At 33.5% G+C, this 13,928-nt stretch carries 8 protein-coding genes; 4 read left to right on the forward strand and 4 right to left on the reverse strand.

The annotated features are described in order from the left end of the window. On the reverse strand, positions 1-627 hold the full coding sequence (locus tag ACIGAM_RS12560; protein WP_396511788.1) for a WbqC family protein: 627 nt from the start codon (positions 625-627) through the stop codon (positions 1-3). A gap of 227 nt (positions 628-854) precedes the next feature. Between ACIGAM_RS12560 and ACIGAM_RS12565 the strand changes: the two genes are divergently transcribed. Then, complete coding sequence (locus ACIGAM_RS12565; RefSeq protein ID WP_396511789.1) at positions 855-3,125, forward strand: response regulator; 2,271 nt, start codon at positions 855-857, stop codon at positions 3,123-3,125. A 5-nt stretch (positions 3,126-3,130) separates the two neighbouring features. Here ACIGAM_RS12565 and ACIGAM_RS12570 read toward each other — a convergent pair whose 3' ends face one another. Next, complete coding sequence (locus ACIGAM_RS12570; protein WP_396511790.1) at positions 3,131-4,417, reverse strand: carboxypeptidase-like regulatory domain-containing protein; 1,287 nt, start codon at positions 4,415-4,417, stop codon at positions 3,131-3,133. A gap of 158 nt (positions 4,418-4,575) precedes the next feature. Here ACIGAM_RS12570 and ACIGAM_RS12575 point away from each other — a divergent pair, with 158 nt between their 5' ends. Continuing rightward, the gene (locus ACIGAM_RS12575) at positions 4,576-5,307 is read left to right on the forward strand and encodes a hypothetical protein (protein WP_396511791.1); all 732 of its coding nucleotides are present in this window, start codon (positions 4,576-4,578) and stop codon (positions 5,305-5,307) included. A 56-nt stretch (positions 5,308-5,363) separates the two neighbouring features. Here the strand turns inward: ACIGAM_RS12575 and ACIGAM_RS12580 are convergent, their stop codons facing one another. Next, positions 5,364-5,642: a hypothetical protein gene (locus tag ACIGAM_RS12580; protein WP_396511792.1), complete on the reverse strand. Its 279-nt coding sequence runs from the start codon at positions 5,640-5,642 to the stop codon at positions 5,364-5,366. A gap of 176 nt (positions 5,643-5,818) precedes the next feature. Here ACIGAM_RS12580 and ACIGAM_RS12585 point away from each other — a divergent pair, with 176 nt between their 5' ends. Next, positions 5,819-10,801, forward strand: a complete 4,983-nt coding sequence (locus ACIGAM_RS12585) for a translocation/assembly module TamB domain-containing protein (protein ID WP_396511793.1) — start codon at positions 5,819-5,821, stop codon at positions 10,799-10,801. Beyond that, entirely contained in the window at positions 10,794-13,091 is a 2,298-nt protein-coding gene (locus ACIGAM_RS12590; protein WP_396511794.1) for a BamA/TamA family outer membrane protein, read from the forward strand. The genes ACIGAM_RS12585 and ACIGAM_RS12590 overlap by 8 nt, the downstream gene beginning before the upstream one ends. A gap of 19 nt (positions 13,092-13,110) precedes the next feature. On the opposite strand, the gene ACIGAM_RS12595 is transcribed toward ACIGAM_RS12590, so the two are convergent. Then, positions 13,111-13,839: a phosphatase PAP2 family protein gene (locus tag ACIGAM_RS12595; protein ID WP_396511795.1), complete on the reverse strand. Its 729-nt coding sequence runs from the start codon at positions 13,837-13,839 to the stop codon at positions 13,111-13,113. Positions 13,840-13,928 lie beyond the last annotated feature (89 nt).

Consider the following 13,928-nt stretch of genomic DNA (forward strand, 5'->3'; position numbering starts at 1 on the left):
TTAAAGTTCTAAATCTAAATTTTGTAAATAGGAGAGTGCTTCAGGCCCCAGGTTAAATAGGAGATCTAAAACAGATAAATACGGAATGAAGCCATTTTTTTCTTCAAAAACCTGTCTATACTGCGGTAATTCAATTTTATTCTCTCGTTTTGCGTTTGCAAAGTATCTCAAATCGAGCTTGCGTTCATAGGATTCGCTATACATTTCAGTATAGGAAATATCAAGATCAAGGTCTAATAATCCCATTAAGCAATTAATAGTTTCTAGATTAAAGGCCAATAAAGAATTGTATTCTTTATGAAATATGGGATAAATATCATCTTCATAAAACTCAAAAAATGGTGAAGTTCTATAGGCAATCACGAGTGATCTCCAGTGTTGTCTTTGCCATAAAAAACTATTTTCAATTAGTGTGTCTTCGATTTTTTTTCTGCCTTGACTTTTAGTGTGAAGTATAGGTATGTTTAATAGAAGTAAGCCATTAGAAGTGGCGATGTACATTCTAGTTCTATAACTTTGTTTCTGATAATTTTCAGAAATTTCAAATGTTACTGAGTCTGCTTGTACTAAAGCAGCAAAGGATAAAATATCTGGAAAATAAGTTGGGCTTATTATAATAGTATTCATACTTAGAAAAGTTGTAAATATACTTTAATTGAAATTTTCAGTAAGATTTAAAATTAAATATTAAATATGTAAGAAAAATCTTATATTATCAATTTAAAAATAAATTTAAAATATTATAAATCAGATTATTAAGCTTTTTTATGTTTAACTATTTGTTTTTTAATAGTCTAAATATGTTTTTAATCGATAATTATTCGTAATATTACGATGTTCAAAACCCCACTTAAGTGAAATTTAGTTACCTTTTAATAATTATTGGCATAAGTCTGTTTTTAGGTAACCAATCTATTACTTATGGTAAATCTTATTTACCTACTGGTGATCTCTATCCTATATTACAAGATCAAACACTAAAACAGCATCTCGATGCTATTTATGATTTTAGAGAAGAGAAAAAATATGATGCTGCAATTGAGAATCTCTCCGATTTAATTCTAGATGCTAAAAATGAAAATGATTATAACTATGTTTTTCACGGGTATAACTTACTAAGTGTTATTTATGATGAGATAAATGACACGATACCTGCGCTGGCGTATGCAAAATCTGCATTAGAATTTGCAAAGCGTTCAAAAAATGACACTTTAATTTCCTGGGGATATAATAACCTCGCAGCTAGTCTGGCAGATAATCCTGCTACACGAATGCAGGCTCTTGAGTATTATAAAAAATCATTGGAAATTCAGCAACGTTTGAATTCAGGTGTATTTTTAGATGCTGCACTTAATATCGCAGAACTTTATGGTAAAGAGGGTAATTATGTAATGATGTATCCTTATCTAAAAAAAGCAGCAGATAGTTACGACAATGACTTTGAATACTATAATGATCCTATCATATATCTCAACATCACTTGGGGTGATTATTACAAGGCATTAAGCATAAATAGTAAGGCTTTAGAGCATTATGCTGATGCTTATGAACGCATAGAGCGAGATAATCTTACACCATTAGCTTTAGAATTTTATGAGAAATATGCAGATTTCTTACAGACACAAAACAATAAGGATCTTGCCTATGATGTACAACAAAACTATTTAAAGCATTATAAACTACGAGAAAAAACTCTAGAGACCGAAACCTTAAAACTAGCTCTCGCTCACGCGGAAACTGAAGAGTTAAGAAGACAACGCAATGAAGCCGAAATGAAGCAACAGCTTCTGGATCATGATTTACAACGTAAAAAAATTCAGTTTATATTATTAGGGTCTATATTAGGGCTATTAAGTTTATTTCTAGCATATTTATTCTATAGCGAGAAATTAAGGCTAGGTCTTATTAATAATTTAAAGCGTAATAATAAAAACCTGCTGAAAGCTAAGAACCTAGCTGAAAAAAGTGAACGTGCAAAATCTAAATTCTTTTCTACTCTTAGTCACGAAATGCGAACCCCATTGTATGGTGTTACCGGAATTATATCATTATTAGAAAAAAGAAAAGAATTTGAAGCTTTTAAAGAAGAAATTGGGTCACTAAAATTTAGCGCAGATCATTTATTAGACATTATTAATGACCTTTTAGATTTGTCGAAGTTAGAAGATGAGTCATTCAGTTTAATTAATAAACGATTTAATGTTAAGTTACTGGCAGAAGATTTAATATCAAGTTTTGATCAAAATAGTTTGAAAAATGCTGATTGTAATCTTAAATGTGTAATAGATTCTTCTGTGCCCGATTATGTTATAGGTGACGCTCGTAGGGTATCACAGGTATTAGTAAATATTTTAGGAAATGCATTAAAATTTACTCCTAAAGGTAATATTATATTACGGCTACGAAGTGAAGTGCTAGAAGATGATAAATGTAGAGTTCATTTTGAGGTTCAGGATGACGGTATAGGGATTCCTAAAGAACGACAAGAATTAATATTTGATGAATTTAGTCAGTTAGAGCAGTTACAAAATACAGACGCATCATCAGATTTAAAAGGTACCGGGTTGGGATTACCTATTGTACGTAAAATTCTAGAAAAGATGGATTCAGAAATTTATTTAAAAAGTGCTGTGGGTAAAGGGTCAACGTTTATGTTTAGTATAGATTTTGAAGAAGCTACGCATATTTCTACAGTAGCTCACAAGCCAGAATCTGTTAATTCATTAGGAGGTTCAAGTTTAAAAGGTCTTCGATGTCTTATTGTTGATGATAACAAGATAAATAGATTAGTTACAAAGCGTGTACTCGAAAATTTAGAGGTTCTTACTTTTGAGGCTCAAAATGGGGAAGAAGCTTTAGAGCGTGCTAAAAAACATTATTTTGATTTTATTTTAATGGATATAAATATGCCAGGTATGAATGGTTACGAGACTACTCAGGCTATTCGCATTTTTGACAAACTTATTCCTATCATAGCATTAACCGCTGCAGAAGCTTCTTTTATAAAAAAGGCTGCTCAAAACAGCGGTATGAATGATATAGTTACAAAGCCATATAATGTAGAAGATTTATCAGCGACAATTTCTAAACACGTTCAAATACGTAACTTAATTTCAAGTTTTTAAGTATATTAATCTTTCTTAATTTGTTTTTGAATCTTTTCAATTGCCTGCTGAATTGACTTTTCGGGTTCGATTACGTTATAAGCTCCCCAAAATTCTGGATCAGCAAAACCAGAAACTTCATCTGCTAACACGGTATTCTCTTTGAATTTTGATTTTCTGCTAATTCCTTCTTTTCCTTGTAACTCTGTTTCCCAGTCTGTAATGAGCATCTCGCTGCTAATACGATATTTACTATTAAATAACTTACGCTTCCAGTTTACCACAAATTCAAGTTGTACATTACTGTAACTATAGTACCATTTTCCATCTTTTTTTCGGTAATCTACACGATAACTAATCTCAGTAGGATATACTTTAACCTGGTTTGGTTTTTTCTTGACAAATAAATCAGAAGCCGCTTTTCGGTTTTCAACATTTAAATTATATAATGCGTTAGTTAGGGCACTTGTTTTTGAATCAATAAAAAGCTTACCGTAATATAGAGGTTCTATAATACTGCTCTTCTGTTTGAAATTAACCACATAAACAATGTTACCGTCATTAATCAGAGGCTCGCCAAAAGAAAAATCATAATTAGAAAGTGTTTCTTTAGTTATGAAATACTTTTGATATTTAACTAAATCGGCATATAACGCGTTTAGAGGCCCTCCCTGCAATTTAATAGCAACTGTATCAAGACGATCATAATTAGTGCTTTTACGAGCTTTATATAATGCAATTAAGTCACTGCCAGAATTTGTATATGGTGTTTTTTGAATCGTTACTACTGCTTCAGCCAGAGAAGCACTACGGTTGCGCTTATTAATGGTTTCCCGGTAGAAGGCAGTCATAAAATTTTCTTGATCTGCGTAATTGTTTTCAATGTTTGAAAAAACCTGCTCTACTAAGATAAGTGCATTTTTGGGTCTCGAAATATTTATTTCATCAAGTTCAAATGCCTGTGGATTTAAACTTATTATGGACTTATTTCGATCTAAATCTTTTAAAATAATAATCAACTTTTCATAACCAGGATATGTTAAGGTCACCTTTGCATTAGGCATAGCTTCCTCAACTTTTAAAGAGAAATTTCCTTCAGAATTAGTTACCGTAGCGATGTTTGTACCTTCAATAAGCAGGTTAACAAAAGGGAGTGGGTTTTCTGAACTTTTAGAAACAACGGTTCCTTTGTATTCTATATACTTCTGAGATTCCTGAGCATTTAAGATACTCGAACAATACAACACTATTAAAATAAAACTAAAAAAGTGAGGTAGTTTGTAGTTTGAAATGGAGATGTGATACTTTTTCATTATGAATTTTTTTATACAATTTACGATTTTTTCAAGAATTCTGTAATAGAATTTTTATTACAAATCGTGTTGGCACGATTCCTGTTTATATGTATTGGGTTAAATTTGTTTTGCTATTTTGCAACACTTATTATGCTTTAACGTTATTAATAGAAAAATTGAAAACAATCGAAAGCACATATTCTTATTTTTCGTCAAAACTCACTTTATTTTTGAGTTTTTGCTTGCTTGTAATGCCCATAATTGCTATAGCTCAAATAGATAATACATCTGGGTCTTTTAAAATTCCCGCAGCAGAAAATCCCGCGGGGACTCCAACACCTGTTCCTGACAATGCAGTTGCTAAACCAGATATACCAAAATCAAGTGGTGGGTTAGTGCTTGATGCTAATGGTAAATTAATAGAACGTCCTCAACTAAGAGCTCCTGAATCTCCTACATTCTATATGCTTAAACACGAATCTTATGCAGATGCAGGGCAGCGTTATACAGAAATGATGAACCAGCGTGAGGCAGACCGTAATAGCGATAAATCTGATAAGCCAGCTCACCAGTCTGATCAAGATTTAGGTACCTTTAAAAATGGCGGGGAGCAAGTTAAAATTGTATGTAGGGATTATGCTTATGTAGATGGTGATCGCGTGGCAGTTTTAGTAAATGATGAGATCGTAGTTCCTAGTATTTGGTTAACTGAAGCATACACAAGTTTTTATCTTCCTTTAAAAAAAGGATTTAATAAAATATCTTTTAAAGCACTTAATCAGGGTTCAAGTGGTCCTAATACTGCGGCTTTTGTAGTTTACGACGATACTGGCAATGTTATAAGCTCTAATGAATGGAATCTACTTACCGGTGTAAAAGCAAATATTATTATCGTGAAAGAAAATTAAGGGTAAAAAAAAATCCATCATTTAAGATGGATTTTTTGAGATCTTTACTGGATGTTTTATAATTCACCCTTCTGTTCTTCTAAGTTGTTATTACGAGAACCTCCCTGACTGTAAATTTTATTTTCTTCGTCTTTAAGTCCGGTAGTTTGTTTATTAGTTTGCTTTCCCGTAGGAATATCTAAATCATTGCCTGTAAAATCAACATTTTTCTCACGGTCGCGCAACTGCTCATCTGCACCACCATCTTTATGAATATTTTTTTCATTTAGAATATCTAGATCTTCTTTTGTTAGATCAGAATTATACGTGTTTTCCTGTGTTTTATTAGTTTTCATAATTTCAATTTTCAACAATTTATTTAATTAAGATATTAGCTCCCTAATATTTAACTGCGTATATAGAAAATTATAACAAGGTTTTAATAATTAGCACATTAACTACGACTATCATTTATAGTACTTTTAACAACTTCAAAATGTGAGCTAAATGTTACAGTTTTGAACTAATAACTATGAAGAAAACTCCTAAGCAAAAGTTCATCAAAGTATTTAAAATTATAGGTAAAGTAGTGGGTGTTATACTGCTTCTACTTTTACTTTTAATATTATTTGTTCGTAGTCCCTGGGGACAGGGGATTATTGTTGATAAAGCCGTAAATTATATTGAAGGAAAGACGGAGACTGAGGTTCAAATAAGTAAACTGTTTATAACCTTTGACGGCGATATTGCACTAGACGGTCTGTACCTTGAAGATAAAAAAGGAGATACCCTTGTCTATAGTAAACATCTTGAAGCTGCCGTGCCCTTATGGTCAATAATTACCGGTGGAGCTATTAGTATAGATGATGTTGATTGGGAAGGTGTAAAAGCAAATATTATTAGAAAAGATTCTATATCCGGATTTAACTATCAATTTCTTATTGATGCTTTTGTTAGCTCAGACACCACAGCAGTTACTAATACACCTCAAGACACAACCGCCCTTCAATTAAATCTGGGTGATTTTACGTTTAAAGACTTTGACCTGCGCTTCAAAGATGATGTTGCAGGAATGGATGCAAAGCTCAATTTATCTGAATTGGAGCTAAATATGAAAAAAACAGACCTTGAGGCAATGCGCTTTGAAATAGGTGATGTTTATCTGGCAAATACAAAAGTATATTACAAACAAACAAAACCAATAGTACCATCTCAAGATACTACTGCAGCTCCTATGCCGTACTTAAAAGTGAAAAACTTTAAAATGAAGCAGGTTACGGTTAATTATCAGTCAATACCAGACGGGATAAGTGCTTTTGCAAGAATTGGAGATTTTGAAACAGAAATTCCTTTAGTTGATTTAAAGACAAGTAAAGCAGATATTGATCGCGTGTTTCTTAATAATTCTCAAATTAAAGTAGCAGTGCAAACAGTTGAGAATGAAGATTTGGTTGCAACTAACCAATCTTCATCTGCATTTACCTGGCCTACTTTTTTAATAAATATAGGAGATATATCTCTTATTGATAATACAATAGAATATACGCTTGATGATGCCAAAACTTCTAAAGGATCATTTAACCCAAACGCAATTTTACTTGATAATCTTAATATAAATCTTAAGAATATTTCTTTTGAAGACAAGCAATTTGATGCAGAATTAGCGAGTGCATCATTTGCAGAAGTTTCTGGATTAGAGTTGAAACAGCTGAATTTAAAACTTAAAGTAACCGATGAATCTATTGATGTTAATAGATTGATATTCAGTTTAAATAATAATTACTTAGAAGGAAATGCTAAGTTGTCTTATTCTAGCCTAGCCACTTTTATAGAAAACCCCGGTGATGCTAAAATGAATTTAAATGTACCGCAGGTTATAGCAGATTTAGGTAGTGTATTTAGATTTCAGCCAGAGTTAAAAAACAATGAATACTTGCTTAAATTGAATCAGCGATTGTTGACAGGTAGCATAGCCGTTGAAGGAAAATTAGATGATTTAGTTATAAAACCTACACGATTTAACTGGGGTAAAAGTACCTATCTAAGTTTGCAAGGCACGGTATACAATGCTACTAATCCTGATAACCTTTCTTATAATTTCCCAACATATCGTATTCAAAGTACACGTACAGACTTAAGTAGATTTTTAAATGAAAAAGATTTAGGTGTACAATTTCCAGAATTGGTAAGAATGTCTGGTTCTTTAAAGGGCTCAACCACACGCGCATTAACAAAAACAACCTTAGAAACTACAGATGGTACTGTAGTTCTTAATGGGAATGCGGCTTTTGGAGATCGAATAAATTTTGAGGGTATTGTAACCGCTAGTGAAATTCGCTTAGGAAAATTACTTCAAAATGAAATGCTGGGTGTTCTCGATTTAAATCTTTCTGCTAAGGGTTCAGGTACAACTATAAATGATCTTGATGCAGAAGTAAATGCAACAGTTAAGCGTCTTGATTTTAATGAATATACCTTTAAAGATTTAGCCCTTGATGGTACTTTTAACAACGGGAAAGGCAATCTTGTCTCAGCTTACAAGGATGATAATTTAAACATGAAGTTAAATGCAGATGTAGTTTTAGACTCTGTAGCTTCTTCAGCAACTGCAAACCTTGATCTTATTGGCGCAGATTTACGAGCTTTAGGTCTCGTAAAACAGAATATAAAAGCAGCTTTTAATCTTAACGGTTATTTTAAAGGTACACCAGAAGATTACGAGGTAAGTACAGACATTACCAGAGGTGTAGCAGTATATGATGATCAGGCATATCAATTAGGAGATTTAAAAATTGATGCTTTTGTAAAGCCAGATACAACTTCGCTAGATATACGCAATCGCATTCTGCAATTAGATTTAGAATCTAATGCGAGTCCGCAAGACTTTATTGCTGCATTGCAACGCCACGTGCAAACCTATTTAACAAAAGATCCACAGCTAGATACAATTGTAAAACCTGTACTTATGAAGATACGGGGATCTGTTGTGCAAGCTCCTATTTTAAGCGAAGTTTTTGTACCTAACTTAAGAGAACTTGACACTGTAAATATCGAGGTTGACTTTGATGAATACAAACGTGCACTTACAGCAGATGTAAATTTACCCTATATAAACTATAGTGGTTATACGATAGACAGCCTGGCATTTAAGCTTATTTCTAATAAAGATAATATGGATTTTGGCTTTGGTCTTAAAGAGCTAATTGCTGGTCCTGTAAATATTAAAGATACGAGAATAGGCGGGCGGGTAACTAATAATATGATGTATTTAGATTTTCTCTCTTTAGATAAAGGTGAAAAATTAATGCACATACTTTCTGTAATTACTCAGGAGGAGAACAGTATTAAAGTACATATAGACGACAAAGACCTTATTTTAAATAGAAATAAGTGGATGGTAAATCCTAATAACAGTATTGCCTTTAAAGAACTAAATACTGTATTTGAAGATTTTAAATTGTCTTATCAGAATCAGATAGTAGAAGTGAGTAATAATCTACCAGGAATTACTAAAGAACATCTGGGTGTTAACTTTCAGAATTTTAAGCTCTCCAGTATTTTAAATTTGCTAAATCCTGATGAAGCATTAATAAAAGGAGTCTTAAACGGAGATTTTGTTGTAGAAGATCCTTTCACATCACCCGGGATGCTTGCTGATTTGAATATTACAAATTTTGAAGTATTGCAAACAAATATGGGTGTTCTTGATGTAAGCGGAAAATCTAAGGGTAGTGGTGGCTATGACTTTAATTTAAGCTTAAAAGAAGGAGTTGCAGATCTTGATCTTACAGGAGATTATATAGATAATCCTGAAGCAGCACAAATAGATTTAAATATTGATATTAAGCGTATTGATGTAAAAGCGCTTGAAAATTTTTCGCAAGGCGAAATCACAAATGCCAGCGGTACTGTAAACGGAAACATTAAAGTAAGTGGAAATACCTTAACGCCTAAATATGAAGGAACTTTAAACTTTAATAAGGCTAATTTTGAAATAACCAAGCTTAATGCACCATTTTTACTTGCTAATGAGAGTGTACGTTTAGACAATAAAGGAATTTATTTTGACGGATTCAAAATACAAGACGCGAGTTCAAACGCGATTACCGTTTCTGGTAACGTAGGCACAGAAAGTTTTATAAATCCCACATTTGACCTTAAGCTGAAAGCCAAAAATTTTAAAGCACTCAATTCAACAAAAGAAGATTTTGATTTAGTGTATGGCACTGTCGTTTTTGACGCAGATGCAACCGTTACAGGAGATCTTGATTTACCTGACGTAGATTTAAGTCTTACCGTAAATTCTGCTACAGATGTCACCTATGTTTTACCACCTTCAGAAGTACAAATAGAATCTAAAGATGGTGTTGTCATATTTGTAAATAAAGAAAATCCAGATGCCATACTTACAAACTCTGAGGAGCAATCCTATACCGTTTCAGGATTTGCTATAGACGCAGATTTAAGCATAGCTAAAGGTGCGTTGTTCAAATTAATTATAGATGAGCAAACCGGTGATAACTTTCAAGTAACCGGTACAGGTGATTTTAAATACAATATGTACCCTAATGGGAGGATGACGCTGAGTGGTAGATATAATGTTAATGACGGGCATTATGAGATGAGTTTATACAATTTAGTTAAACGTAGATTTAATCTTGCTCCAGAGAGTCGTATAACCTGGTCTGGCGATCCTTTTGATGCAGATTTAAATATCAAAGCTTCGTATGAGGTAGAAACTTCTGCAAGTGGTTTAATGGCATCATCAACCAGTGGTACAGATATTAGCACACAGTCTCAGTTTAGACAAGAAGTTCCGTTTTTAGTGTATATCAATATTGACGGTGAACTTATGAAGCCATTAATAAGTTTTAATCTTGATATCCCTGAAGCTAGCAGAGGCGCTGTGGGTGGGCAGGTTTATAGTCAGGTACAACAATTAAATCAACAGGAAAATGAGCTCAATAAACAAATATTTTCACTACTTGTCCTTAACCGCTTTTTCCCTTCGTCAAGTAGTGATGGGAGCGGTGGTGGTACAGCTACGATTGCCAGAGATAACTTGAATGATGCGATTTCAGATCAATTAAATGTTTTTTCAGATAAACTACTGGGTAATACAGGATTTGATCTAAATTTTGGTTTAGACAGTTATACAGATTACCAGGGTAGCGCCCCTACAGATCGTACTACCCTAGATATAGCAGCACAGAAAAAGTTGTTTGATGATCGAGTTGTAGTGAGCGTAGGTAGTGCGGTAGATTTACAAGGAAGTGGCAATTCTGAAAATGGTACAGCCCCGGTTGTAGGTAATGTAAGTATTGAGTATTTGCTGACGGAAGATGGCAGATATAGAATGAGAGGGTATAGACGCAGTCAATATGAAAATATTATTGATGGTCAAATTATTGTAAATGGGATTTCGCTTCTATTTACAAGAGAGTTTAACAAGTTTACAGAGCTGTGGCAATCTATGTTTCCGGCTAAAACTGAAGAAGAAGACATTAATGAATAAATCTATAAAATATATAGGAAATCTCAGATTTACAACCATACTGGTTGTAATTAGCTTAATAAGCTATAGCTGTTCTGTAGATCGATTTATACCGGAAGGGGAATATTTATATACAAAAGAAACTTTAGAGCTTACACCAGACTCTATTGTAGATGATATAGATTTGATAGAACTTGATTTGAAAGCTGCCTTACGGCCTAAGCCCATTTCATCTTTACTAGGTGCGTATCCGGGTTTGTATTTTCATTATAAAGGGACGCGAGAGAAGCCAGGGTTTATAAATAAATTTCTCAATAAAAAATTTGGTCAGGAACCGGTTTATGCATCAGATATTAGAGAATATGAGATGGAGCAAATCTTGCTTAACCGTCTTGAAAACAAGGGTTTTTTTTACAGTACGGTAGCCTCAGAAATAGTGGAGGATACCACTAGTAAAGAAGCTGAAGCGATTTACAAATTACGTCTTTCTAAACCTTACAGATTACAAAAATATCAGCTCGACTCAGATAGTTTACTGGTATATAAACATATAGAAAATCAAATTGATAAGTCTGTTTTTAAGCAGGGGATGCGTTTTGATCTAAGTGCTATGAAGGCAGAGCGTGAGCGTATAGATCTTCAGCTTAAAGGTGAGGGGTTTTATAATTTCAATTCAGGATTCTTAATATTTGAATCAGATACTAATCAATATAAAAACAAGAAATTTGATCTGTATCTGAGGTTGAAAAAAGACGTTCCCGAAAAATCAATTATTCCGTATAAAATAGCGCGTGTTAATGTGTACCCTAATTATACTGTTGAGTTAGATAGTACGGGTGTTGATACGGTTAAGTTTGCCAATAAAAACTTTCTTCAGGAAAAGGTTTATTTCAAGCCAAAACGTCTGGATCCTTTTATTTTACTGGATGAAGGTAATCTATATAGTCCTGAGCAGTCAAAAGCTACAAGTAGACGCTTAGGATCTATAGGTGCTTATAAGTTTGTAAATATTAGATACAACGAACTTGATACAGAAGCTTCTGGAGATAGTTTAGGACTTTTAGAAGCTAATGTTTTCTTATCGCCATTGAATAAAAGAGCGGTACGTGCAGAAGTGAAAGCGGTAACAAAATCAAATGGATTTTCGGGTCCGGGATTGGGGCTTACCTTTGCTAACCGTAATCTTTTTCAGGGAGGAGAAACACTTAATATTTCACTTGACGGAAGTTATGAGTTTCAAGCCGGTGGTGGGTCAGGAGATACTGCGGGGTCTACCAGCGTTCAATTAGGTGTAAGTGGTGAACTCATATTTCCGCGTATGTTGTTTCCGTATAAATTTTCTAAAGATTATTTTAAATACGACATACCTAAAACCCGTGTTAAATTGGGTGTAGCTTACTTAAACAGATCTCAATTATTTACACTAGGTTCTGTAGAGGCAAATTTTGGTTATGTATGGCAAGCCAATAAATACATTACACACGAGATAAATCCTATAGCAATTAATTATGTTTCACTAGCTAATACCACTCCGGAATTTGATGCGATATTAGAGGCAAACCCCTTTTTACAAACCAGTTTTAATCAGCAATTTATATCAGGTTTAACCTATTCTTTTACCTATAACGGGATGGTAGATACCGGTGCCACGCATCAAATTTTTTTAAATGCAAATTTTGAAACCGCTGGTAATAGCTTGAGTTTATTTGCAGGTGGTGACAGACCTCAAAGTATTTTGGGGTTAGAATATGCGCAGTTTGCACGTATAGATGCAGATTTTAGATATCATTTTAACTTTGCAAAAAACCAAACGCTTGCAACTCGTCTTTTTGCAGGAATAGGTGTCCCTTACGGAAATTCTGAAGTAGTACCCTACACAAAGCAATATTTTGCAGGAGGACCTTATAGTGTACGTGCATTTAGAACCCGATCACTAGGGCCAGGGACTTTTGTGGCCGATGATAACACGGCTTCTAATTACTACGATCAAACCGGTAATGTACGCTTGGAGGCAAATCTAGAATATCGTTTTCCGCTTATAAATATTCTTCAGGGTGCGTTATTTGTTGATGCTGGAAACATCTGGAATACTACAGACAATTTAGCTTTAGAAGGCGATACCTTTGGTAGTGATTTTATTAATCAATTAGGAATTGGCGGTGGTTTTGGAATGCGTGTAGATATACAAAGTTTTGTAATACGATTAGATCTTGCAGCACCTTTTCACGACCCTAGTTTAGAAGAAGGTAAACGATGGACATACGATTTTGCAAACCCCATTTTGAACTTTGCAATTGGGTATCCTTTTTAAAACTAACAGATTTTAAGATCTATGTTTTAGGGTCTCTTCTAAAAAGTTCAATAATATTAAAAATTAGAATACAAAACACAACCCAGATAAAGCCTGCAATGTAACCTCCCGCAATGTCTGAAGGAAAGTGAACGCCTAAATAAATACGACTTATTCCTATACTTAAAATTAGAACTGCTAAAAGCAAAATTAAACCGGTTTTTAGAAATTTATTAAACCGGAAGCGAAATACAAGGTAAATAAGAAAACCATAAAAGGCCATAGCACTCATTGCATGACCACTAGGATAACTTAATGTCTCTACCGAAACTAAATGCTCTATTCCCGGGCGTGCACGGTCTATGAATCGCTTTAAAATCACATTAGATATAGAAGCTAATATTAAAACAGCGGTAGTTTGTAAAACATACTTCCAGCGTTTAAAGAAGAAATAAGAGATTATAGCTGTAAGTCCTACCACTGTTAGATAACCATACAAATCACCCACATTAGTTACAAATACAAAATACCGGGTTAGAAGCGGTGTTCTATAAGAAATTACATAATCTGTAATTTGGGTATCGTAGGTAGCAAGTACTTCAGTTTTGAGTGTTTCTGTAAGTTCTATGAAAGTATTTATACAAAATACCACAATTAATAAGGCCAGAATAACAGTAATAAAATACGGTAGTTTGTTGTCATATTGTTTGAATTTACGCTGTAAGAAGTGATTCAGATTTTTAATAAATTCAAATAAAGACTGTCTCATAATATATGTAAAAACGCTAAAAAATAGTAGTACTAGAATTGAGATTCAAAATAAGGGATTTGAATTTAGTTTTTTCTTTCTTTTTCCTT

Source organism: Leeuwenhoekiella sp. NPDC079379 (genome assembly GCF_044542075.1).
Classification (GTDB): Bacteria; Bacteroidota; Bacteroidia; order Flavobacteriales; family Flavobacteriaceae; genus Leeuwenhoekiella.